The following is a 26,247-nucleotide window of genomic DNA, read 5'->3' on the forward strand; positions in this document are numbered from 1 at the left end:
ATGACACAGCAGGGCGAGATTGCGATCGTCGGGATGGCCGCCCGGGTTCCCGGCGCGGACAACGTCGAGACCTTCTGGAGCAACATCCTCGACGGCCGCGAGGCGATGGCCGCCACCGACGACGAAGTCGCGCGCCTGCGGGGCGTCAAGGAATCGACTCTGTCCCGGCCCGAGTACCGGCGGGTCTACGCCGGGGCCGCCGACCTCGACCTTTTCGACGCCGACTTCTTCGGCCTCAGCCCGCGGGAGGCCGCCCTGGCCGACCCGCAGTTCCGGCTCTTCCTGGAACTGGCCCACGCCAGCCTGACCTCGGGCGGGCACGACCCGGCGGGCGACCTCGGCCGGGTCGGCGTGTACGGGGGCAGCGCGGCCAGCGACTATCGCGAGGACTACATCGAGGCGAACCCGACGGTGGCCGACGCGGCCGGCGGGATGAGCATCCGAATCGGCAACAGCCCCGACTACATCGCCCCCCTGGTGTCGTACAAGCTCGGCTTCCAGGGGCCGAGCCTGTCCGTGTACACCGCCTGCTCCACCTCGCTGGTCGCCGTGCACCTCGGGGTGCAGGCCCTGCTCCTCGGCGAGATCGACGTGGCCGTGGCCGGGGGCGTCCAGGTGGACCTCCCCCTGGACGTGGGCTACGTGTACGAGGCCGGGGGCATCCGTTCCGCCGACGGCCATGTCCGCCCGTTCTCCGCCGACGCCTCCGGCACCATCTTCTCCAACGGCGGCGCCGTGGTGGTGCTCAAGCGGCTGGCTGACGCGCGGGCCGCCGGGGACCTCATCCACGGCGTCCTGCTCGGCTCGGCGATCAGCAACGACGGCAGCCTCCGGGCCGGGTTCGCCGCGCCCGGCGTGGACGGGCAGGTAAAGGTGGTCCGCGCCGCACTGGAGCGCGCGGGGCTGACCGCCCAGGCGATCGGGCTGATGGAGGCCCACGGCACCGGCACGGTGGTCGGCGACCCGATCGAGGTGGACGCGCTGACCCAGGCGTACCGGGCGGACACCGACGAGGCCAGCTACTGCGCGCTGGGATCGGTCAAGGGCAACGTCGGGCATCTCGGCGCGGCAGCCGGGGTGGCCGGACTGATCAAGGCGACCCTGGCGGTCCGGGAGGGAATCATCCCGCCGACGATCAACTGGGCCCCGGTGAACCCGGCCATCACGCTGGACGACAGCCCGTTCCGGCTGGCCACCGAACGTCAGCCGTGGACCGGTGAGGCCCGGCGGATCGCCGCGGTCAGCTCGTTCGGCATCGGCGGGACCAACGCGCACGTCCTGGTGGCTCCGGCACCGGAGCCCGAGCCGCGGCCCGATCCGGTCGGGCCGCACCTGCTCACCCTCTCCGCCCGTACGCCGGAGGCGCTCGCCACCGTCGCGGACCGGCTCGTGGCACACCTGGAAACCACCGACGTCCGCCTCGACGACGTCGCGTTCACCCTGCACGACGGGCGCACGGCGCACCCGGTACGACGGGCGGTGGCGGCCCGGTCGACGGCGGAGGCGGTGGACCGGCTGCGGGCCGCCGGCGCCCACCCGACCGCCCCGGTCACCGGTCACCGCGAGGTCGCCTTCCTCCTGCCCGGACAGGGTGCCCAACACCCCGGGACGGGGCGCGGGCTGTACGCGGCCGAGCCCGCGTACCGGGAAGCGGTCGACGCCTGTAGCGACCTGCTCGCGCCCCTGCTCGGCCTGGACCTGCGCACCCTTCTCCACGCCGACCCGACCGACGACGCGGCGCAGGCGGCCCTGGCCCAGACCGCCGTCACCCAGCCGGCGGTGTTCACCATGGAGTGGGCGCTGGCCGCCCTGTGGAAGGCCCGGGGAGTCGTGCCGGCCGCGCTGATCGGGCACAGCGTCGGTGAACTCGCCGCCGCCGCCATCGCCGGGGTCTTCTCCCTGGAGGACGCGCTGCGCGTGGTGGCGGCCCGGGGTCGGCTCATGCAGTCCGTCGCCCCGGGCGCGATGCTCGCCCTGCCGGTCGGCGTCGAGGCCGCGACCGACCTGCTCCCGCCGGACCTGGAGATCGCCGCGGACAACTCCCCGTCGGCGTGCGTGGTCAGCGGCACCGAGGAGGCAGTGGCCCGGTTCGCCGCCGAGCTGGAGGACATCGGGATCACCGGCACCCCGCTGCGTACCTCGCACGCCTTCCACTCGCGGATGATGGAGCCGATCCTCGACGAGTTCGCCGCCGTGGTCGCCGCGACCCGGCTCGCCGCCCCCACCGTGCCGTTCCTGTCCAACGTCACCGGGGACTGGGCCGACCCGGAGCAGGTCACCCGCCCCGGTTACTGGGTGACGCACCTGCGCCAGCCGGTCCGGTTCCGGGCTGCGGCCACCCAGCTGATCCGCCGGGGAAACCCGTTCCTGCTGGAGGTGGGCCCGGGACGCGCCCTCGGTTCGTTCGCCCGACAGACCGCGATCGCGCAGGGCACGACCCCGCAGTGGGCCGGAAGCCTGCCGACCGTGCGGGAGGGCACCGACGAGCGGGACCACGTCCTGGCGACCACCGGGGCGTTGTGGGCCGCCGGGGTGCCGGTCGACCTGGCCGCCGTCCGCACCGGACCGGCGCCCCGCCGGGTCGAGCTGCCCGGATACCCGTACGAGCGACGTCGGCACTGGGTCGACCCCGACCCGACCGCCCGGACCGTGGTGGCCGAGACCGAGCAGATCCCGAACGAACCGCTGCAGACCCCGTTCTACGTGCCGGTCTGGACCCAGTCGCCGCGCACCGCCGGAGCCGCGGACGTCTTCGGCGAGCACTGGCTGGTCCTCGGGACCGACCCGACCTTCACCGCCGAGGTCGCCGCCGTGGCCCTCGCCCACGGCGCCAGTGTGACCCGGCTCGACGCGGGACCGGCGTTGATCGAGGACTTCGGCGTCTTCGAGGCCGACCCGGAGGACCCGACTCAGATCCGGGCGGTCGTCGAGCAGCTGTGGGACAGCGGCCAGGCGCCCGACCGGGTGATCGTCGGGTACGACGTGCCGGGCCCGGAGGGGCACCCGACCGGCACCGACCCGACCCCGGCGCACCAGTCGTACCGGCGGGCCGCCGTCCTGGCTTGCGCCCTGCTCGACGTGGTTCGCGACCCGGTGGAGCTGGTCGTGGTCACCAGCCGGCTGTTCTCCGTGGCCGGTGAGGAGGCGGTGCCGTTCAGCGCGACCGCACTGGGCCCGTTCCGGGCGCTGCCACGGGAGGCCTCGATGGTGACGGTACGTCACATCGACCTGGACGGGATCGGCCCGGCGCGGGTGCTCGCGACCCGACTGATCGACGAGATCCGGCATCCCGCCGACGAGGTGGTCGCGGTGCGCGGGCACCGGCGGGCGATCAGGTCGTACGCCACCCTGCGACACGGGCCGGTCCACCGGTCCGCCCTGCGCCCCGGTGGGGTCTACGTCATCACCGGTGGTCTCGGCGGCCTCGGCGTCACCATCGCCGAGTCGCTGGCCGAGACGGAACAGGCCCGGCTGGTCCTGGTCGGCCGGACCGGCCTGCCGGAGCGGGCCCGGTGGGCGGATCTGGCCGAGGCGGCGGATACCGACGAGACGGTGCGCCTACGGGTCGAGGCGGTGCTGCGGATGGAGCGCCTCGGCGCCCAGGTGCGGGTGGTCGCCGCCGACATCACCGATCCCGACGCCCTGGCCACGGTGCTGGGGGAGACCGTGGCGGAGTTCGGTGCCGTGCACGGCATCGTCCACGCCGCCGGGCTGGCCGGTGGGCAGCTGCTCGCCCTGCACGACGAGCAGAACGCGGCGAGGGTCCTGCGCCCGAAGGTGGACGCGGTCCTGGCGCTGTACGACCAACTCACCACCGAGAAGTATCCGGAACTGGACTTCGTCGCGCTGTGCTCGTCCATCATCGCGATCACCTCCGGGTACGGCCTGTGCGACTACGCCGCGGCGAACCTGTTCATGGACGCGTTCGCGAACTCGGTGGCCGACCGGCCGGGCCGTCCCCGGGTCGTCTCCATCAACTGGGTCGGCTGGCGCGAGGTCGGCATGGTGGCCGACCAGGGCGCATCCCAGGGGGTGCAGGCACTGCGGGCGATCAGCCAGGGCGGTCGGACGGAACCCCTCGACCATCCGTTCCTCCAGTCGGTCACCGTGAAGGCGGACGGCACCCATCGGTACCAGGGGACCCTCAGCCCGGACGGGCACCGGGCCCTCATGGAGCACCGGATCGCCGGTGCGGCGGTGGTTCCGGCGACGATGCTCCTGGAGTCCGTCCGTGCGGCGGCCCACCACGCCCTGGGCGAGGTGCCGGTGCGGATCCAGGACCTCCTCTTCAGCGACCCGATCGTGGTCACCGGCCCGCTCACCCTGACCCTGTCGTTCGCGCCGGAGCGAGCCGCCGAGGGCGCCCCGTTCGAGATCACGGTCGGTGCGGACGGGGCGGGCCCGTGGACGGTGCACTGCCAGGGCGTGCTGCGGACGGTCGACAAGCTGGCCGGTGAGGCGGTCGACCTGGACCGGGTTCGGGCCGCGCTGCCGGCCGTCGACAGCCGCCGGCAGTCCTCCGGGATGGTGGCCTTCGGCCCGTACTTCGACGTGGTCCGGGAGTACTTCCGCGACGGGGACACCGGGCTCGCCCGGCTCGTGGCCGAGGACGCCGACCCCCGGCTCTGGTTGCATCCGGCCCTGCTGGACCAGGCCGCACACGGCCTGTCCGGCGCGGCGGCGAGCTACCTGCCGTTCTCGTACGCGGGGGTGGGGGTGTACGCGCCGATCCCGGCCGAGGCATGGGTGCTGCAGACGCACCGCCAGGACCCGGACCGACCCGAGTTCATCGAGGTCGACGAGGTCATCGTCGACCGCGACGGGCGGGTCTGCGTGCTGGTGGACAGCTACATCCTGCGAGCCCAGGCCGCAGTCGGGGCGGCCTGGGCCGCCGCGCCACCGACCCAACCGGCGGTGGCCGACGGGCCGACCAGGCCGCCGTCGGGTGAGGCCCGGATGTTGATCAGCAGCGAGCAGGGGATCGAGCTGTTCCGCCGGATGATCGCGGTGCCGGACCAGCCACAACTGATCACCTCGGTGGGGCCGCTCGAGAAGCGGATCGACGAGATGCGGGCGTTCTCCGCCGACGCGGTCACGACCCACCAGGACACCACGGCCAGCGCGGGTACCGCCCGCGCGGAGAACCTCGGCGGGTACGTTCCGCCGGAGACCGACGTGGAGAGCGCCATCGCCGAGCTGTGGGCGCAGGCGCTCGGCATCGCCCCGATCGGCCTCGACGACGAGTTCCTCGTGCTCGGTGGCTCGTCGTTGACGGCGGTCCAGCTCTCCTCGCGGACCCGGGAGCGGTTCGGCATCCAACTGTCCGTCGCCGAACTGTTCGAGCACTCGACGGTGCGCCGGCTCGCGGTCCTCGTGGACGGCCGGCTCGACGCCCTGTTGGACCGGCTCGTCAACCAGACCGCGGGCTCCGGGGACGGCTGGGCGTGAGCGGGGAACGGCCCACCCGAGCGGAGCTGCGGGCCCAGATCCTCGCCGGACGCCGGTCGTTCATGGCGCCGGCCCCGTCGCGGCCGGCGCCGCTTCCCGAGTACCCGGACCTGTTGCCGATGACGGAGGCGCAGCGGCGGCTCTGGTTCGCCGACCGGCTGGCCGGCCCGCAGCCGGTCTTCACGCTCAGCACGGAGATCGAGCTCCGGCCGGACCGGGACGCGATCGCGGCGGCCTGCCGCACCCTGGTCGACCAGCACGCCGCCCTGCGCGGTGCCGTCGTGGTCGAGGCGGGGGTGCCCTCGATCCGACTGCGTCCCGCCGCAGACTTCCCGGTGTCGTACGTCGATCTGGGCGGCCTCTCGGCGGTGGCGGCGCAGGCCGAGCTGGCCCGGCACCGTGCCCAGGCCGCCCGGTACCGGTTCGACCTGGAGCACGAGCCGCTGGTCCGCTTCATCCACCTGCGACTGCCGGACGGGAAGGGCCGGCTGCTGATCTCCGTGCACCACCTCACCTGCGACGGGCACTCCCTTTCCCTCCTGGCGGAGTCGCTGAGCACGGGCCGGCCCACGTCGGAGCGGATGGACTACCCCGACTACGCGGTCTGGCGCGACTCGGTGGAGCAACGTGCCGCGCTGCGCGCCGAGGTCGACCGGGCGGTGGCGGCGCTCGGCGACGCCCCCTACCCCGTGCGGATCCCGGCCGACCTCGCCCCCGCGCCGACCGGTGGGTCCGTGTCGCCGCAGGTCGGTGTGCCGGCGGACGCCTTCGAGCACGACATCGCGCTCCCGGCGGAGCTGCACGACGCGGTCCGGGCGGCCGCGCAGGCCCGCCGGACCACCGACACGGTGCTCCTCTTCGCCGCGTGGGCCCGGGTGGTGGCGGCCTGGACCGGTCGTACCGACCTCGTCCTGGGCATGCCGGTCTCGGTGCGCGACCACGAGGACGTGGCCCGGATAGTGGGGCTGTTCGTCAACACCGCTCTGGTCCGGGTCGCTGTCGACCCGCACGCTCCCGCCGAGGACACGGTGGCGGCCTGCGCGGCGGCGGTGGCGAGGGCGCTCGGGACCACCCAGGCCCCCCTGGAGAGGGTCCGCCGGGGCGTCTACGGTCCGGCCGCCGGCCCGTCCGCCGGCCTGGGCGTGTGCTTCAACAAGTTCTCCGTCGACCCGCGTCTGATGGATCTCGTCCCGCGGCTGCCCTCTCCGGGTGCCGCCGAAATGCCGGTCGTACTGGAGATCGCCGACGACAGCCGGCGCTATCACACCAAACTCGTCTTCGACCCGACCCTGTACGGTCCCGCCACGATCGCCCGGCTGGCCCGGGCCTTCCACGCCCAGCTGGCCGAGTTGATTCCCGCGTGCCCCGCCCCGCCCGACCTGGGCCGGTCCGCTCCGGACCTGCCCGGCCCCGGGACGTCCCACCCGGAGCCGACCAGCTCTGAACGGCTGGGTGCCGACCCGGCCGGGGGAGCGGAACTGCTCGACGTCCTGCGCGAACACGCGACGGCCGACCCGACGCGCACGGCCGTCGACGGGGAGACGGGGACGCTGACCCGGCAGGAGCTGTGGGACGCGGTCGACGACCTCACCGCTCGGCTGCGGGCGGCCGGGGCGCGACCCGGCGACCGGGTCGTGGTGGACACCGCGCGGGGCCTACCGGCCCTGATCGGGCTGCTGGCGTGCCTGGCCGCCGACACGGTGTACGTGCCGCTGTCGCGGCGGCTGCCCGGTCCGCGCCGCGCGGCCGTCGCCCAGCAGGCGGCGGCCTCCTGGGAGATCACCGACGTGGGCGGCGACGGGCCGATAATTCGCCCGCTGCCGGGCCGGCCCGGTCCGGAGCTGCCGACCGCCCCCGGGTACCTGATCTTCACCTCGGGGAGCACCGGGGTGCCGCGCGGCGTCCACGTCGCGACCGGAGTCCTGCTCCGACACGCCCGGGGCATGGTCGACCGGCTCGCCGTCCGCCCCGACGACCGGTACCTCCAGTTCGCCGAGCACGGCTTCGACGCGGCCATCGAGCAGGTCATCGTGCCCCTCCTCGCCGGCGCCACCCTGGTCCTGCGCGGCGAGCAGCCGTGGGACCCCGCCCACTTCGGCCGGATCTCCCGGCAAACCGGGGTGACCGTGGCGAACCTGCCCACCCCGTGGTTCGCCCAGTTCACGGGCGCACCGCAGGCGACCTGGTCGGAGCTCGCCGGCAGCGCCCTGCGCACCGTCCTGGCCGGCGGGGACGTCCTCACCCCCGAGACGGTCGCCCGGTGGGCGGCGTCGGCGCCGCAGCACATCGCCCTGCTCAACGCGTACGGTCCGACGGAATCGGTGATCACCGCGACGGTCGGCACGGTGTCGGTTATCGCAGGCGGTGCGGTGCCGGCGTACCCGTCGATCGGCTCGGCCGTACCCGGCCACGAGGTCCTCGTCGTCGACGCCCGGCTGGGCCCGGTCGCCCCCGGGGAGGTCGGGGAGCTGCTCGCCGGAGGGCCGCTCGCCACCGGCTACCTCGGCGATCCCCGGGCGACCGCGTTGGCCTTCGTCCCGCACCCGACGCGACCGGGGGAACGGCTGTACCGCACCGGCGACCTGGTCCGCCACTCGCCCGCCGGCGGCGGACTGGAGTTCCTGCGCCGCGCCGACGACCAGGTGAAGGTCCGGGGGGTCCGGATCGAGCTCGGTGACGTCGAGGCCGCGTTGCGCGCCCACCCCGACGTCGCCGAGGCGGTGGCCACGGTCACCGACGGCCCGGACCGGCACTTCGTGGGTTGGGTGGTGCTCCGCCCGGGCCGCGCCGTCGGCGAGGCCGAGCTGCGTACCGCGGCGGCCGGCCGGCTGCCGCAGGTCGGCGCGCCCCGCCGGGTGCACGTCCTGGACCACCTGCCCAGGAGCGCCGGGGAGAAACCCGACCGTCAGGCCCTGCGGGACCGCACCACCGATCCGGCCGCGCCCGCCGCCCCCGTGTCCGCCGCGCCCGCGCCCGCCGGCGGCGTCGCGGCGGTGGTGGCCGCCCTGGCCGGGGAGCTGCTGGCCACCACCGTCGAGGCGGACAGCGACTTCTTCGCCTGCGGCGGGGACTCGCTGAGCGCGGCGCAGCTCGCCGCCCGGTGCGCCGCCGCCTTCCACCGCGACGTCGACCTGGCCACGGTCTTCGCCAATCCGACGCCGGACCGGCTGGCCGAGGCGATCGGCGCGCTGCCGGAGGCCGCGCCGGACGACACCGGCGACGGCCCACCGGAGCCCCGCCGGCCACAGCCCGGCGACCGGACGGCACTGACCCCCACCCAGCAGCGGTTCTGGTTCGCCGCCCGGCTCCAGGGCCCGGCCGCCCAGGTCGTGCCGATCCCGCTGCGGCTGGCCGGCCCGCTCGACGTGGACGCGCTGCGCGCCGCCCTGGTCGCCCTGCTCGAACGGCACGGAGTGCTCCGTAGCTGGATCGTCGGGTGGGGCGACGGGGTCCGCGCCGAGGTGCACGCCGTCGACGAGGACGTCCTCGCCGGTCACCTCGCCCTCCGGACCGCCCGGGACGCGGCCGACGCCGACCGGGCCGTGGCTGCGGAGATCCGTCGGTCGTTCGACCTTCGGGAGTCGTGGTTCCGGCCGTACCTGAGCGTGCTCGACGACGGTGAGCACGTGCTGCACCTGGCGGTGCACCACATCGCGGTGGACGGCGACTCGGTCGGCATCCTGGTCCGGGAACTCCTCGACAACTACCAGCGCGCCCGCCGGGGGGAGTCGGTCCGGCGGGACCCGGTGATCCAGTACCCGGACGCCGCCTGGGCGCAGGAGGGGACCCGGCGGGCGGCCGACCGGCTGCCCGACGCCGTACGGGCGCTGGCCGGCACGGTCGACCTCGACCTGTCGGCCGCCGACCCGGACCCGGGGGACGCGGCGACCCGGCGGCTCACGGTGCCGGTCGACGCGTATCTCGCCGACGCGGTGGCCCGGCGCCACGGCGTCACCCCGTACTCGGTGGTGATGGCCGCCTGGCAGCGAGCGTTGGCCCGGTGGAGCGGTTCCACCGGCTTCGCCGTCGGGTTGCCGGTGTCGCTGCGCGACGGGACGGGCGCCGACGTCCCGGGACCGTTCCTCAACACGGCAGCCGTCCGCGCGGTGCCGACCGACGGCACCCGGGCCGAGCACCTCGCCCGGGTCCAGGAGAGCCTGGCTGCGGCGTACTCGTACCGGTTCGTGCCCTTCGACCGGGTGACGGCGCTCGCCGACCGGCGGCCGGACCGGGCAGTCCCGGCATTCCGGACGATGGTGGGCTGGGAGCAGGGCCACGAGGCCGCGACCGTGGGTGGACTGCGGGTGGACTGGTTCGAGCCGACCCCGCTCGGCCTGCCGGCGCCTCTGGTGCTCACCGTCACCGCCAACGGCCGGGCGCACACCCTGGCCGTCCGGTTCGACTCCGGCCAGGTCGGCCGGCGTCGGGCCGCCGACCTGGTGGACCTGCTGGTGGCGGAGCTGGGCGACGAGACTCACGTCGGGTGGGCCGGCGCCGCGACCGGGGTGGTCGACCGGTTGGCCGACCGGGTGGCGCGGCAGCCGGGCCGGCCCGCCGTCGTGCAGGGCGAGCGGGTGTACGACTTCGCGGAGCTGGACCGGCAGGTGAGCGCGGTGACGGCCGGGCTGCGGGCGTCGGGTGTCGAGCGTGGACAGCCGGTGCTGGTGTCGCTGGCGACCCGGCTGGACACGCTGGTCGTGGCGCACGCGCTGTGGCGGCTCGGCGCGGTGTACGTGCCGCTCGGCCCGACCCCGCCGGTGGACCGGGTGCGCCGGATCGCCTCGGTCAGCGCCGCCGGATGGCTGGTCGCCGACCGGGGCGCCGACGATGTCCCCGCTACGGACGGCGACACCGGCGGGGCGCAGTTGACCCGGATCGCCTGGCCGCTCGACGCCCCCGCCGGCCCGTCGGAGCACGTCGGGCCCGGGCCCACCGATGCGTCCAGCTACCGTCCGCTGCCGTCCGAGGCGGCGTACATCATCCACACGTCCGGCTCGACCGGGGAGCCGAAGGGCGTCGTGGTGGAGCACGGCCAGCTCGCCGCGTTCCTCGACGCCTTCGGCGCCTTCGCCCCGTGGACGGGAGCGCGGTGCCTGGTCGGGCTCGCCGCGCCGACCTTCGACGCGAGCGTGCTGGAACTCTGCTGGCCGGCCCTGCGCGGCGGCCCGGTCGTCTACCCGACCGAGTCGGTCACCTTCGACCCGGCCCCGGTGGTGCGGGCGTTCGCCACCGCTCGGGGACATGGCTGGCCCACAGCGTCCTTCGCCACCCCCAGCCTCTGGCAGGAGGTGCTCCGCCTGGACGCCGACGCCGTGCGCGATGTCGCCGTCGGCACCGGTGGCGAGCCGGTATCAGCCGACCTGCTGTCCGCGCTGCGCGCGGCGGGCGCCCGGCCGAGCGTGTTCTACGGCCCGTCCGAGGCGACGATCATCTGCGCCGGTGTCCAGGCCGCTGCCGAGCCCGGATCGGCGCTGGTCGGTGTGGCCCTCACCCCGAACCGGCTGCACGTCCTGGACGACGACGCCCGCCCGGCCACCGAGGGCGAGGCGTACGTGGCCGGGCCCCTGGTCGCCCGGGGCTACATCGAGGCCCCCCGGGACACCGCCCTGCGGTTCGTGCCCGACCCTGAGGGCACCGGGGCCCGGATGTACCGCACCGGTGACCGGGTTCGTCGCCGTGCCGACGGCGTGCTGGTCTTCCTCGGTCGCCGTGACGACCAGGTGAAGGTGCGTGGGGTACGGATCGAACTGGGGGAGGTGCAGGCGTGCCTGACCGCCCACCCCGGGGTGCAGGCGGCGGCGGTCGTCCTCGTCGGCGAGGGCGGGACGGCGCGGCTGGCCGCCGCCGTGGTCGCCCGCGATCCGGCCGCCGAGCCCGGTGACCTGGCCGTCCAGGTGCGGTCCTGGGCCGAGTCCCGGCTCGTCCCGCAGGCGGTCCCGGTCGTCGTGCCGGTCCAGGCCCTGCCGGTGTCGGACAACGGCAAGATCGACCGGCAGGCGTTGCTGGCCCGGCTCGGGGGCCACGCCGCCGAGCCCGACCGGCCCGCTGCCTCGGACGACGACCCGGTCGTCCGACTGGTCGCCGCGGTCTGGCAGGCGAACCTGCACGTCCCGGTCCCGTCGGCCACCACCGACTTCTTCGAGGCCGGTGGACACTCGATCGCGCTCCTGCACGTGGTGGAGACCATCGAGCGCATCTTCAGCATCGACTTTCCGATCGCGCGGGCGTTCGAGGTACGGACGGTCACGGCGACGGCGGACGAGATCCGGGCCATCGCCGGCGACAGCGCCGGGCCGACAGCGAGCATCGCGCTGGAGGTATTCGGAGGCAGCCCGCAATGACGTTGCAGCTCAACGATCCGGAGCGGATGGCCGAGTTCCAGCGCCGGTTGGCCGCCGCCGGGCTCACGCCCCCGCCGGCGGCAGCGGAGCGGGGCCCCGGCACCGGGGTGGGCGCCGATCGGCGGGCGTTGCAGCCCAGCGAGGCCGGGCTGTGGTTCCTCGACCGGCTGCACCCGGGCAGCCCCGAGTACATCGTCGCCGCAGCCGTCGCCATCCGGGGCGACCTGGACCCGGGTCGGCTCGCCGCCGTGTTCGCCGGGCTCGTCGCCCGACACCCCACCCTGCGCACCCGGTTCGCCGACAACGACGGCACCGCGTACGCCGAGACGATGCCGGCGGCGCACCCCCCGGCCCCGGTCGTCGAGACCCCACCGGACCTGGGCACCTGGTTGTCCGCCGCGGCGGCGGAGCCGTTCGATCTGCGTACCGCCCCGCTGGCGCGGTTGCGGCTGGCCGGCGACGGCACCCGTACCGTCGCCCTGCTGACCGCCCACCACATCGTGGTCGACGGCGCCGCGCTGGACACCCTGCTCACCGAGCTGTTCGCCGGGTACGCGGGCGCTCCGCAGCGCCCCGCGCCGGTCGTGCCCCGCGAGCACCCGCCGGCGACCCGGTCGCCGGAGAGCACGGCCTGGTGGCGGGCCAACCTGGACGGGGTCGAGCCGGTGGACCCGCCCACGACAGGCGCCCGCCCGGCCGGACCCCGCCGTGGCCGGCGCGTCGGCCACCGCCTCGACGCCGACCTGAACGAGGGGATCGACGCCCTCGTCCGGAGGTACGGGGTGACCCGGCCGGCGGTCTTCGCCGCCGCGTACCGGCTCGTCCTGCGGGCTTTGTACAGCCACGACGACATCCTCGTCGGAGTCCCGGTCAGTCTCCGCGCGAAGCAGGACGCCGGGGCGTTGGGCAACTTCGTCAACCTGGTCTGCCTGCGCAACCCGACCCGCGCGGCAACCACCGTTGCCGACCTGCTGCGTGCCGAGCAGCGGGCGCTGATCCAGGCGATCGCCCACCGGGACACCCCGTTCGACGAGGTGGCCGATCACCTCGCCGGAGGGGCCCGGGGCGGCGACCGGACGCCGGTCCGGGCGGTGTTCAGCCACCACCGCACCCGGGAGCGGGAGGCGACCCAGGTGGCCGGGCTGGTGGTGGAACGGCTCGACGTCGACCTGGGCACCGCGAAGTTCGACCTGACCCTGCAGGTGGAGGACGTCGGGGCCGGCTCCCGGCTGTGGCTGGAGCACGACATCGCGGTGTACCCCGCCGACATCGCCCGCTCCCTGCTGGACAGCTACCGGCGGGCGCTGAGCGCGGTGGTGGCCCGACCGCAGGCCGCCCTGTCGGCGGTCCGCCTCGACGACCGCCGCCCGGCCGTCGCCCCCGGGTGGACCGGACGGGGGAACCGGGGCGTGGTGGGCTGGTTCGAGGAGACCGCCGCCCGCCACCCCGACCGGATCGCGGTCGCCGATGGGACCACCTACGGCGAACTGGACGCCTGGGCGGACCAGATCGCGGCCCGGCTGCGCCCGGACGCCTCGGACGCCTCGGACTGCCCGGAGGCCCCGGCCGGCCCGGACGGCCCACCGGTCGCCGTCCTCACCGGTCGCACCCCGGGGATGCTCGCCGCCATCCTCGCGGCGGCGAAGGCGGGCCGCACCTACGTCCCGCTGGATGTCGAACACCCCCTGGACCGGATCCGCCAGATCCTCGACCAGGCGGGCGTCGACACCGTGATCACCGACGCGAGCATTCCCGAGGTGCCGTCCGGCCGGCGGGTCGTGGACGTCGACGACTGCCGGCGGGCACCGCGACCGGACACCGCACCGGAGCGTTCGCCGATCCCGTGGTCCGCCCCGCTGTACCGGATCTACACCTCCGGCTCGACCGGCGCCCCGAAGGGCGTCGCCGTCACCCACGCCAACCTCGGCTCCCTGATCGACGGGGCGCGGGACCTGCTCGGCCTGAGCCCCGACGACCGGTGGAGCGTGTTCCACTCGGTCGCGTTCGACTTCTCGGTGTGGGAGATCTGGGCGCCGCTGGTCGACGGCGCCACCGTCGTCCTGGTCGACCGGGACACCGCGCGGACCCCGCAGCGGTTCCTCCAACTGCTCCGCGACGAACGGGTCACCGTCGTCAACCAGACGCCGACCGCGTTCGGGTCGCTGACCCAGTCGGTCGTCGCGGACGACCTCGGGAAGCCGGACTCGCTGCGGCTCGTGGTGTTCGGCGGTGAGGCGTTGCGGCCGGCCACCCTGGCGGGATGGTTCGAACGGTTCGGGGACCGGACCCCTCGCATGGTCAACATGTACGGCATCACCGAGACGACCGTGCACGTCACGTGGCGGGACATCACCCGCGACGACGTCGGCGTCGCGAGCCCGATCGGCCGGCCGCTGCCCACCCTCGCCACGGTGGTGGTCGACGCCGACCTCAACCGCCAGCCCGTCGGGTTCGCCGGGGAACTCATGGTCGCGGGAGCCGGGGTGAGCCTCGGGTACGCCGGCTCCCCGGCCCGTACCGCCCTGCGGTTCGTCCCCGACCTCACCGGCGGTGGTGGCCGGATGTACCGCACCGGCGACCGGGTCCGTGAGCGCGCCGACGGTGACCTCGACTACCTCGGGCGCGTCGACGAGCAGCTCAAGGTACGCGGATTCCGGATCGAACCCGCCGAGGTCGAGCACGCCCTGCTCGCCCACCCCGACGTGACGGACGCTGCCGTGACCGCCGCCCGGGTCGGGCGGGCCGGCGTCGGGTTGATCGGCTTCGTGCAGGCCGACCCGGCGGCCGAACCGGATCAGATCCGCGCCTTCGTCGCCGTCCGGCTCCCCGACCACATGGTTCCCCGGGTGCACCGGCTCGACCGGCTGCCCCGCACCGTCAACGGCAAGCTCGACCGGCGGGCCCTGCTGGCCCTGGCCACGGACCTGGCCCCCCAGCGGTCCGGCCCGGCCGACGGCGGGCACCCCGTCGACGACCGGGAACGGGCGGCGGTCGCGGTCTGGCGGGACCTCCTCGGCGTCGCCGACGTCCGGGTCACCGACAACTTCTTCGCCCTCGGCGGCGACTCGATCCTGGCGGTCCAGGCGGCCACGGCGATGTCCGCCCGGGGACTGCCGGTCACCGTCGCCGACATCTTCGACCACCAGTCGATCCGGGACGTGATCGCGGCCGTCCCCGGCACGACGGTGGCGGAGCCCACGGAGGCCGGGTCCGCGCCGGTCGGCCGGGCGGACCACCGGCACCTGCTCGCCCCCGCCGACTCCGACCGGCTGCCCGCCGGGGTGGAGGACGCGCACCCGCTGACCCTGCTGCAGCAGGGGATGCTCTTTCACCAGCTGGAACAGAACAGCTACCTGAACGTCACCACCACCCGGGTCCGGTGCGCCGTCTTCGACGGTGAGCTGCTGCGGCAGGCGTTCGACCGGGTCGTCCAGCGGCACCCGGTGCTGCGCAGCGGATTCGACCTCGCCACCTGCTCCGAGCCGGTGCAACTGGTCTGGCGGCACGTCGGCGTCGACCTGCCCGTGGTCGACTGGCGGGGCCGGGACGACGCCGAGGTCCAACGGGGCCTGCGGGCGTGGATGGCCGAGCAGCGCCGGCGGCCGTTCGACCTGACCCGCCCGCCCCTGGTCCGGTTCACCGCCCACCGGGTCTCCGACACGGAGTTCTGGTTCAGCGCGGTGGAGTGCCACGCCATCCTGGACGGCTGGAGCTTCACCTCCACCCTGACCGAGGTGCTGGAGGAGTACGACCGGGTGTGCGCCGCCGCCCGGGACAACCGGCCACTCGCCCGGCTCGTCCCGCCGCCGGACTCGTTCGGCGACCACGTCTGGCGGGAGCGGCACGCCCTGGCCGACCCGGCGGCGGTCGAGCTGTTCCGGGACGTCATCGCCCGGGCCCGGCCGGTGCGGATCCCGACCAGGACCGAGGGCGGCGGGCCGGGGCACCGGCAGCGGGCCCTGCTGCCGCTCGACCCCGAGGTGCAACGCGGGCTGGAGGCGGCGACGGTCCGGCTGCGCCTGCCGATGAAGAGCCTGCTGCTGGCGGCGCACGCGGTGGTGATGTCCGTCCTGTCCAACGCGGACGTGGTCACCCTGGGGATGGTGACGAACGGCCGGCCGGAGACGGCCGGCAGCACCCAGACCCGGGGCCTGTACCTGAACACCCTGCCGCTGACCGTCAGCGTCGGCGGGCGCGACCTCGCCGACCTGGCCCGGGCCTGCCTGGCCGAGGAGAGCCGGCTGCTGCGCTTCCGCACCTACCCGGGAGTGGCGACGGAGCTGGCGTTCGGCCGGCAGCAGCTGATGACGACCGCCTTCAACTACACCCGGTTCCACGCGATGAAGCGGGTGAGCAGCGGCGGCGACGTCCGCCGGGTGGGGCACCTGGAGGAGGAGGCCCCCACCAACTACCCCCTGTACGTGTCGTTCGACCACGGTGCCGCCGACGACAGCGACCACCTGGTCCTCATCCTGATGGCCTCCCCACGGCACTTCACCGACGCCGCCGTGGAGTCCCTAGTCTCCTGCTACCGCACCGTGCTCACCGCGATGGCCGCCGACCCGAGCCTGCCGGTGGCCGACGTGGCGTGGTCGACGGGGGACGCCCCGACCGCCACCCCGGCGCCGGATCCGGGCGCCGTCCCGGGGCTGCACGAGACCGTCATCGACCGGGCGGCCCGCTGGCCGGACCGGGTCGCGGTGCGCGACGCCGGTGGCGCCGTGCTCACGTACCGGCAACTGGCCGACGCGGTCGGGCGGGCCGCCGGTGGGCTGCGGTCGGCCGGCGTCGGGCGGGGCGACACCGTCGGGGTCTGCCTGCCGCGCGACCACCGGTTGGTGGTGACCGTCCTTGCCGTCCTCTGCGTCGGCGCGGTGTACGTCCCGGTCGACCCCGACCTGCCGGCGGCCCGCCAGCGGGTGATCCGCGACCGGGCGGCCCTGCGGTACGTGGTCGCGGCCACCCCCACCCGGCCCCGCCTGGACCCGGACGTCCCGGTCCTCGACGTCGACGACCTGGCGGCACACCCCACGCCGGCCGGGCCCCCGGTCGCCACGCACCCGGGGGAGCTGGCGTACCTGATGTTCACCTCCGGGTCGACCGGGGAGCCGAAGGGCGTCATGATCCCGCACGGCGCGCTGAGCGCGTTCGACGTCGCGATCGGCGACCGGTACGCCCCGGGGGCGGTGATGCTGGCCGCCACCAACGCGTCGTTCGACATCTCCGTCGCGGAACTGCTGATCCCGCTGGCCCACGGCGCCGGGGTGGTCGTCTTCGACCGGGGCGGGCGCTTCGACCCGGACGACTTCGCCACGGTGGTGCGTCGCGCCGGGGTGACCATGGTCCAGGCCACCCCCTCGCTCTGGACCGAACTGCTCGCCGGGGACGCCGACCTGCGCGGGATCGAGGCGTGGACCGGCGGTGAGGCGTTGACCGCCCGGCTGGGGCGGTCGCTGCTGGACCGGGCCGGTGCGGTGCACAACTGGTACGGGCCGACCGAGACCACCATCTGGTCCACCGTCCACCCGGTGACCCCGGACGACCTCGACCCGGCGGTGGTGCCGGTCGGCCGGGCGCTGCCCGGTGAGGCCGCCCACGTCATCGGGGCTGGGCTGCGGCAGGTGCCCGACGAGATGGTCGGTGAGGTCTTCGTCGGCGGCGCCGGGCTGGCCCGCGGCTACCTCGACGACCCGGCGCGGACCGCCCTGCGGTTCGTCCCCGACCCGTTCGGGCCGCCCGGATCGCGGATGTACCGCACCGGGGACCGGGCCCACCGGCGGGCCGACGGGGTGCTCCACTTCGCCGGTCGCGTCGACGACCAGGTCAAGCTCAACGGGTACCGGATCGAGCCGGGGGAGATCGAGGCGGCGCTGGCCGGGCTCGCCGAGGTCGCCCGGGCGGCGGTCGCGGTACGGCACGGTCAACTCGTGGCGTTCGTCGTCCCGACGCGGGACGAGGTCGACCTCGCCGCCCTGCGGGGGCGGCTGCGGGACCTGCTCCCCGGTCACCTGGTGCCCCGCCTGGTCCGTGCCGACGACCTGCCGTTGAACGCCAACGGCAAGGTCGACCGGGGGCGGTTGCCGGACGTGGTGTTCACCCAGGACGTGTCGACGGCGACGTTCGTCGCGGCGTCCAGCGCCGCCGAGCGGACCCTGGCCGACGTGTGGCGGGAGGTCCTCGGCGCCGACCGGGTCGGCGTCCACGACAACTTCCTGGACCTCGGTGGGGACTCCATCTCCGCGTTGCGGACGGTCGCCCGGGCCAAGGCGCGGGGGCTCCAGGTCGCGGTGGCCGACATGCTCGGCCCGCAGACCCTGGGGGAGGTGGCTGCCGGGGCGACCACGGTTGCCGTATCCGTAGCGTCGACGGCCGTGCCTGCCGGGCCGGCATCCGCCGACGCACCGGTCCCGGCCGACGGACGTGCCGGATCGGACGGCACAGCCGGCACGGACGGCACAGCCGACCCGACCGGCTCGGGCCCGTCGGATCGGTCGGGCCCGTCGGACCGGGCCACCCGGGCCGGTGGCGGGGTGCGGCCGAACGCCGGCGGGATCACCGATCAGGCCGGCGAGCCCGGGCGGGCGGCCCACCCCGCCGCGCCGCTCGACGGCGTCGACATCAGCCTGGCCGGTCTCGACGAGGAAACCGCCCGTGCCCTGATCGAGCGGCTGAGCAGCAACGGAGAGGAACGTTCCCAATGAGCGGCCCGAGCATGGTCGAGGCGATCTACCCGCTGACCCCGCTGCAGGAGGGAATGCTGCTGGAGTCCCTCGATGCCGGGGACGCCCGGGCGTACCTCAGTCAGGTCCGCTACACCCTGCGCGGGGCGGTGGACGCCGATGCGCTGCGGGCGGCGTGGACCGCGGTCGCCGCCAAGCACCAGGCGCTGCGGGCCTGCGTGGCGTACACGGGCCTGACCGCCCCGGTGCAGGCCGTGTACCGGCAGCCGTTCGACCTGCTTGAGGTCGTCGACGGGGTGCACGACGACGACGCCCTCGACGAGCACCTCCGGCGGGACCTGGACGCCGGGTTCGACCTGGAACGCGCGCCCCTGCACCGGGTACGGCTTCTCGAACGCGCCGACGGCACGTGGGAGATGGTGTGGACCTCCCACCACATCATGATCGACGGCTGGTCCATCCCGATCGTGGTCAGTGACGTCTTCGTCGCGTACGGCCAGCGGTGCGCCGGGGCCCCGATCGATCTCCTCCCGACCGCCGACTACCGCGACTACCTGCGGTGGGTCGCCGGGCGGGACCGGGTGCAGGTGCTGGAGCACTGGCGGCGGGCACTGCGGGGGTTCACGGAGCCGACGCCCCTGCCGGCGCCGGCGCCCGGTGCGGTCGACCAGGGCCGCCAGGTCCTCGCCGCGACCCTGCCGCCCGTGGAGTCGACCCGGCTCGTCCAGCGGGCCAAGCAGGAACGGGTCACCCTCAACACCCTGGTCCAGGCCGCCTGGACGGTCGTCCTGGCCCGGTTCAGCGGCCGCGACGACGTCATGTTCGGCGCCACCGTCTCCGGGCGGCCGGCGGCCGTGCCCGGGTCGGAGACGATGGTCGGCCTGTTCATCAACACCCTTCCGGTACGGGCCCGGGTGCCCCGACGGGTGCCGGTGGCGACCTGGTTGCAGGACCTCCAGCGGCGTTTCCTGGCCAGCCGGGAGTACGAGGAGGCGTCGCTGCGCGACATCCGGTCGGTGGCCGAGGTGCCCCGACACCGGAGTCTCTTCGAGACCATCGTGGTGGTCGAGAACTACCCGCTGATCACCGACGACCGGTTCGGTGACCGGCGTCCCCCGGTGGCCATCGTCGCGGCCACCTCCCGGGAGGAGCTCGCCCACCCGCTCGTGCTCAGCGTGGCGGGCGGGGCGGAGACGGTGGTCGAGTTGTTCCACGACGACGCCAAGGTCCCGGCTCTGGCGGCCCAGGCGATGCTCGACGGGTTCGTCGCGGTGCTCCGGACGCTGGCCGACGGCAGCGCGTCCGGGGTGTCCGACCTGCTGACGGCGGTGCCGGCGGCACCGACGCTGACCGGCGGGACGCCGGCTGTCGCGGAGCCGCCGCTGGTGCCGGCGGTCCTCCGGGCCGTGGCGGCGGCGTCCCCCGACGCGGTGGCGGTGGTCGACGGTTCCCGCCGGGTGAGTTACGCGGCGCTGGTCCGAGCCGCCGACCGGGGGGCCGGACGGCTGCGCCGACACGGTGTCGTCCCCGGCGGGACGGTCGCCCTCCTCGCCGATCGCGGCGTCGACCGGGTCGCGGCGACCCTCGCGGTGTGGTTCGCCGGGGGCCAGTTCGTGCCGCTGGACCCGGCCTGGCCGGCGGCCCGGACCACCGCGCTGCTGGCCCAGGTCGACCCCACCGTGGTCCTCACCGACGCCCCGGCCGTTGCGGCGGCCGACGCCCCGGTGCTGACCCTTACCGATCTCCTCGCCGACGCCGACGCCGATCTCCTCGCCGACGCAGACGCAGACGCAGGCGGTGACGTAGACGCAGAGAACGACGGTGTCGACGTGCGGGAGCCGGTGGAGGCGGGCCGCACCGACGCGGCGTACACGATCTTCACCTCGGGGACCACCGGACGATCCAAGCCGGTCGTCGTCGAGCACGGGGCACTCGCCGCGGCGGTGGCGGGCTGGGAGACGGCCCACTCGTTCGCCGCCCGTACCCGCAACCACCTGCATCTGGCCAACCCGGCCTTCGACGTGGCGATCGGCGAGATGCTCCGGGCGCTGTGCGCCGGCCGGACGGTGGTCGTGGCCTCCCGGGCGGCCGGGGAGGACCCCGCGGCGCTGCTCGACCTGATCCTCGACGAGCAGGTCGACGTCGTGGACATCCCGCCCAGCCTGCTGCGCCCCCTGATGGACGAGGCGGAGCTGTCCGGGCAGCGCCTCGACCAGCTCAGCACCGTCCTGATCGGCGGGGAGTCCTGGTTCGCCCGGGACTACGTCCGCCTTGCCGGGGTCGCCGGCGCGCGGACCCGGGTGCTCAACGCGTACGGGATCACCGAGACCAGCATCGACAGCGCGTACGCGGTGCTCGGCACCGTCGCCGGCCAGGCCGAGACGCTCTGGCTGGACGCCACGTACCCGGGGGTGGACGCGCTCCTCGTGGACGGGGCCGGCCGGCTGGTCCCGGTGGGGGCCCGGGGCGAGGTGTGGCTCAGCGGCCCCACGCTCGCCCGGGGATACGACCGGGACCCGGCCCGCACCGCCCTGCGGTTCGTCCCCGACGTCCGCCCCGGCCGCGCCGGCGCGCGGGCGTACCGCACGGGCGACCTGGGCACCATCGACGGGCGGGGACGGCTGCACCTGCTCGGCCGGGTCGACGCGCAACTGTCGGTCAACGGGCACCGGATCGAGCCGCAGGAGGTGGAGGCGGCACTCCTCGTCCACCCCGACGTGGCCGGCGCCGCGGTCACGGTGCGCGACGGACACCTGGTGGCGTTCGTGACCTCCCCGATCGCGGCCCTGGACACCGAACAGGTGCGGGCCCACCTGCGCGCCCTGCTGCCGTCGTACGCCGTGCCGATGCTGGCCCAGGTCGACGCCCTGCCGGTCACCGCGAACGGCAAGCTGGACCGCGCGGCGCTGCCGGCCACCGTGGACGGCCGTCCCACCGTGACCGGCCACGTCGAGCCGTCCACCCCGACGGAGCGGATCCTGGCCGAGGTGTGGCGGGAGGTCCTCGGCGTCGACCTGGTCGGTGTCCGGGACAACTTCTTCGACCTCGGCGGCGACTCGATCGCCGGGTTGCGGGTCAAGGGCCGGGCCGCCGGGCAGGGCATCGACCTGCAGCCGCGCGATGTGTTCGCCTACCAGACGGTGGCTGAGCTGGCCGCCTACGTGGACGCCCGGGAGCCCGACCCGGCCGTGGCGACCTCGGTCCACGAGGGTGAGGTCCCGCTGCTGCCGATCCAGCGGCTGTTCCTGGACCACGCCGGCGCCGACCCGGCCCACTTCGACATGGCCCAGGGCGTACGGCTGGCCCAGGTCCTCGACCCGGACACCGTGCGGGCGGCGCTGGAGGCCGTCGCTCGCCGGCACGGCGCCCTGCGGACCCGGTTCCGGCGCACCTCCGACGGCTGGCGGCAGTGGGTCGAGGCGGCACCCGACGCGCTGGTGACCCTCCGGGTGGTGGACCTGCGGGGGCGTCCCGACGATCGGGCGGCCACCCACCGGTCGCTGCTCGACGGCCACCGTTCCGGCCACGACCTGGCCGCCAGCCCGCTCTGGTCCTGCCTGGTGGTGCTCGACGACGAGGAGACCACCCTCTACTTCGCCGTGCATCACCTGGTGATGGACATCTACTCGTGGCGGTTGGTGCTCCAGGACTTCCTCGGCAACTACACCGCCCTGGCCGCCGGTGGACCGCCCCGGGACACGCCGATGGCCGGCTACCCCGAGTACGCCGTCGCGGCGGCCGGGGAGATCAGGTCCCTGCGGGAGCTGGAGTCGGCCTGGCTGTCGACGATCGGCACGCCCCGGCCGGTCCCGACCACCGGGTCGGGCGGGGAGAACACCCTGGCCGGGGTCCGGAGCGTCGAGGGGGCGGTGTCCCCGGCGGCCACCGACACGCTGCATCGGCTGCGCGCCGACGGCGGCACCGCCAGCCCGGTCCTGGTCACCCTCCTGGCCGTGTTCTCCCGCGCCTACAGCCGGTGGTCCGGGGAGGACCTGTACCTGTTCGTGGAGACCCACGGCCGGGACACCGCTCTGGGCGGGGTGGACACGAGCGCCGCCGTCGGGTGGTTCACCGCGCTCTACCCGGCGACTGTGCCGTACCGGCCCACCGAGTCCTTCTCCGACACCTGGTGGCGGGTGCGCCGGCTGGTCGAGTCGGTGCCCCGCCCGGTGTCGTCGTTCGGGCTGCTCCGCGACGCCGAACCGCGGTCGGCGCTGGCCGATGTTCCGCTGCCACAGATCGCGCTGAACCACACCGGGACCATGTCGGCCGACGTCGACGGCTCACAACGGCACGGGTTGAGCGTGGTGCCGGTGCCGGCGCTGATCGCCGACCCGACCACCCTCCGCGACCAGTTGATCGACGTGGAGACCGGCGTCGCGGACGGCCGGTTCCAGTTCGCCGTCAACTACAGCTCCGCGCACTTCGACCAGGCCGGCATCGAGAAGTTCGCCGCCCTGTTCAGCGAGGAGATGGAGAACCTGCCTGACCACATCGAGGAGGAGAAGACTCATGGCGCTGTTTGACGAGGACGACGACACCATCATCTACGCCGTCGTGGTCAACCACGAGGAGCAGTACTCCGTCTGGCCGGTCGACCGGGAGGTACCGGACGGGTGGCGCGAGGTCGGGGTGACCGGGCGCGTCCGGGAGTGCCTCGACCACATCGAGAAGGTGTGGGTGGACATGCGCCCGCTCAGCCTCCGCCGGGCGCTGGAACCACAGTGACTGCTGCGATCGACCATGCCCCGCACGAACCGGCCGGCCCGCTGCCCTACGGGCCGGACTGGGCACTCCTGCCGTCGGTCTTCGCCCGGGTGGCCGGCATGCCGATGGACTGGATCCTCGTCGAGCCGGGGCCCGACCACGCCTCCGCGCGGGCCGTCGGGGAACGGGCCCTGGCCGAGATCGTCCGGCAGCCGCTGTTCGCCGAGGCGTTGACCTGGCAGAACCGGGGCATGTTCCAGCAGGCGCGGCGGAACCTCGACTCCACGCGACCGAAGCGACGCCGCGAGGCGCAGCGTCGGCTCTGGGCGTACGCGGCCCGGTACTGCGCGAAGAACGACACCATCGGGTTCTTCGGGCCGATCGTCTGGGGCTCGGTCACCACCGGCGCCACCGAGGTCGGTCCGGTGACCAACCGGTTGCTTCGGCGCGGAGTGTTCTTCGAGCACTGGGCGCTGCGGGCGGTGGCCGCCGAGATCGAGACCCGGCACGGCCTCGACCCGTGGACCATCCCGCGGCTGGCCGCCGGGGTGGCGGTCGTCGCCGACGGGGTGCTGCTCGCCGACAACGCCCCGTTGCGGCTGGCCGCGCTGCCGCGCCGGGTCGTCGAGGTGTGCGACGGCACCCGGACCGTCGCCGACGTGGTGGACGAACTCGCCGACCACCCCGCGCCGGAGGTCGACGCCGCCCTGACCCGGCTGCGAGCGATGGGAGTCCTCACCGCCGGGCTGGTGGTGCCCCGGCGGGTCGACCCGGAGGCGCACCTGCGCGGCCAGCTCGCCCGGGTCGCCGACTCGCGACGTCGGGTGGCGGCGCAGGCGGACCTGGCCGGGTTGGTGGCGGCCCGCAACCGGGTCGCCGACGCCGCCGGGGACGCCGACCGGCTCGCCGCTGCCCTCGACGGCCTCGACCAGTCGTTCGTCGGGATCACCGGACGTGCTGCCCAGCGTGGTGCCGGTCGCTTCTACGCCGGTCGGGGAGTGGCCTACGAGGACTGCCTCGGCGACCTTCCGGTCCGCCTCGGCGCCGACGTGCTGGACCGGATCCGTCCCGCCCTGGAACTGTTGCTGTTCAGCGCGGCCTGGTTCACCCGGGCCGTGGCCCAGGAGTACGAGCGGTTCGTCGCGGACCTGATCACCGCGCAGGAGTCGGCCCCCGGCGCCGGGGTGCCGCTGACGGTGGTCCTGACGGCGGTGGCCGGCACGACCGAGTGGGGTGCCTGGTCCCCGGCCGACGCCGTCGCGCAGCGGCTGCGCCGGACCTGGCAGGACCTCCTGGTCGCCGGGGCCGAGCCGGGCCGGCGGCGGATCGGGCACGACGCGGCCGCCCTGCGTCCCATGGTCGAGTCCGCCTTCGCCCACGACGTGGCGGGGTGGCGCGGCACCCGGCTGTACAGCCCCGACCTGATGATCGCTGCCCGGTCTGCGGCGGACCTGCGCGACGGGCGGTTCCTGGCCGTCCTCGGCGAACTGCACCCGGCCCACAACACCATGGACCTGGTGGCCGCCGACGCCTGGCACCCGGACCGTGACCGGTGGCACGGATGGCTGGACGGCAGCGCCCCGGCCGAGCGGGTGACGCCGCTGTACCCGCTGGACCACGAGCAGATCAACTCCCGGACCGTCCCGCCGTCGGCGTATCTGTCGCCGTCCGCCACCTATCTGGGGCTGGGCTCCGGCGTGCCGTACCACCCCCGGGGCGCCCGGCTGCTCCCGGTGTCGGCGCTGCGGGCGACCCGCGTCGGCGACCGGGTCGTCATCACCTCGTCGGTCGACCCGGAGTACGCCGGCGATGTGCCCACCGTCCTCGGTGAGCTGCTGGCCAACGCGGCGGCCACCCGGTTCGGCGTCCTGCCGGCCGCCGACCACCGCCCCCGGCTGTGCATCGACGACCTGGTGGTGCAGCGCGAGAGCTGGACGTTGTCCTGCTCCGAGTTGCCTGGCGCGAAGCACAGCTCCGATCGGGCGTACGCCGAACTGCGGGCCGTCGGCGCGGCCCGGGACATGCCCCGGCACGTGTTCGTGACCGTCGGCGGCGAGCGCAAGCCGTTCCACCTGGACTTCGACAATCCGCTGTCGGTGGAGGTGGTGCTCTCCAGCATCCGGCGACAGCGCCAGGCCGAGCCGACGGGGCGGGTCACCTTCGTGGAGATGCTGCCCGCCCCCGATCAGCTCTGGCTGACCGACGAGGCGGGTCGCCGGTACACCGCCGAGTTCCGGATCGCCTGCGTCGACCAGCGGACCGCCGGCGGCGGACCCCCCTCGTCCCCGGGAGCGCAACGATGAGTGTCGCCCGTCTCGTCCCCCCGCCAGGCCCCGCCGACGATCGCCCGGTGCTGGTCGTCGCCCCGTACGCGGGCAGCGGCGTCGCACCGTTCCGGGACTGGGGCGCCGACCTGGCGAGCCTGGCCGCGGTCACCGCCGTCCTGCTCCCCGGCCGGGAGCAGTTGTTCGGCAAGCCGGCGCTGACCTCGATGACCGACATCCTGCGCGGGCTGACCCCTCAGGTCGCCGCGCTGCGACCCCGGCCGGTGGTGCTGTTCGGGCACAGTCTGGGCGCGGCGGTCGCCTTCGGGCTGGCCCGCGAGCTGTGCCGGGAGGGCGTTCCGCCGGCCGCGCTGATCGTCTCCGGGGCCGGCAGCCCCTGCCGCCGGGACCCCGCCGACGTGATGCACCTGCTCGGCGACGACGCCCTGCTGCAACGCACCGTCGACTACGGCGGAATGCCCCCGGAACTGCTGGCCAGCCGCGATCTGCTGGCCATGTTCACCCCGATCCTGCGCGCCGACTACCAGGTCCTGGAGACCTGGACCGTGGACCCGTTGCCGCCGCTGGACCTCCCGGTCACGGTGCTGCGCGGGGTCAGCGACACCTCGGTCACCGACTACCAGGCCGACGGGTGGCGGGCCCACACCGTCGCGCCGCCCGTCGAACGGTTCTTCCCCGGCGGGCACTTCTTCGTCCACACCGCCCGGGAGGAAGTGCTCCACACCGTCCGCGACGTGCTGGCCGCCGTGCCCCGCCGCGCCTGTCTCTGACCCGCGACACAACGAT

At 74.9% G+C, this 26,247-nt stretch carries 7 protein-coding genes; all 7 read left to right on the plus strand.

Features of this window, described 5'->3' with window-relative positions:
* The 7 genes from GVV04_RS11265 to GVV04_RS11295 are packed head-to-tail and all read left to right on the plus strand — an operon-like array spanning position 1 to position 26,231.
* Complete coding sequence (locus GVV04_RS11265; protein ID WP_161687320.1) at positions 1 to 5,448, plus strand: type I polyketide synthase; 5,448 nt, start codon at positions 1 to 3, stop codon at positions 5,446 to 5,448.
* Positions 5,445 to 11,789 carry an AMP-binding protein gene (locus tag GVV04_RS11270; protein ID WP_161687322.1) on the plus strand — a complete coding sequence of 2,115 codons (6,345 nt, stop codon included), beginning with the start codon at positions 5,445 to 5,447 and terminating at the stop codon, positions 11,787 to 11,789. Before GVV04_RS11265 ends, GVV04_RS11270 begins: the two co-directional genes overlap by 4 nt.
* Complete coding sequence (locus GVV04_RS11275; RefSeq protein WP_161687324.1) at positions 11,786 to 18,490, plus strand: non-ribosomal peptide synthetase; 6,705 nt, start codon at positions 11,786 to 11,788, stop codon at positions 18,488 to 18,490. Before GVV04_RS11270 ends, GVV04_RS11275 begins: the two co-directional genes overlap by 4 nt.
* Positions 18,487 to 22,995 (plus strand): condensation domain-containing protein, encoded by a 4,509-nt coding sequence (locus tag GVV04_RS11280; protein WP_161687326.1) that lies wholly within the window; start codon positions 18,487 to 18,489, stop codon positions 22,993 to 22,995. Before GVV04_RS11275 ends, GVV04_RS11280 begins: the two co-directional genes overlap by 4 nt.
* Positions 22,982 to 23,197, plus strand: a complete 216-nt coding sequence (locus tag GVV04_RS11285; protein ID WP_091621624.1) for an MbtH family protein — start codon at positions 22,982 to 22,984, stop codon at positions 23,195 to 23,197. Before GVV04_RS11280 ends, GVV04_RS11285 begins: the two co-directional genes overlap by 14 nt.
* Complete coding sequence (locus GVV04_RS11290) at positions 23,194 to 25,479, plus strand: lantibiotic dehydratase (protein ID WP_161687328.1); 2,286 nt, start codon at positions 23,194 to 23,196, stop codon at positions 25,477 to 25,479. The genes GVV04_RS11285 and GVV04_RS11290 overlap by 4 nt, the downstream gene beginning before the upstream one ends.
* Entirely contained in the window at positions 25,476 to 26,231 is a 756-nt protein-coding gene (locus GVV04_RS11295; protein ID WP_161687330.1) for a thioesterase II family protein, read from the plus strand. The genes GVV04_RS11290 and GVV04_RS11295 overlap by 4 nt, the downstream gene beginning before the upstream one ends.
* The last annotated feature ends 16 nt before the right edge of the window (positions 26,232 to 26,247 follow it).

Source organism: Micromonospora rubida (assembly GCF_009908295.1).
Lineage (GTDB): Bacteria > Actinomycetota > Actinomycetes > Mycobacteriales > Micromonosporaceae > Micromonospora > Micromonospora rubida.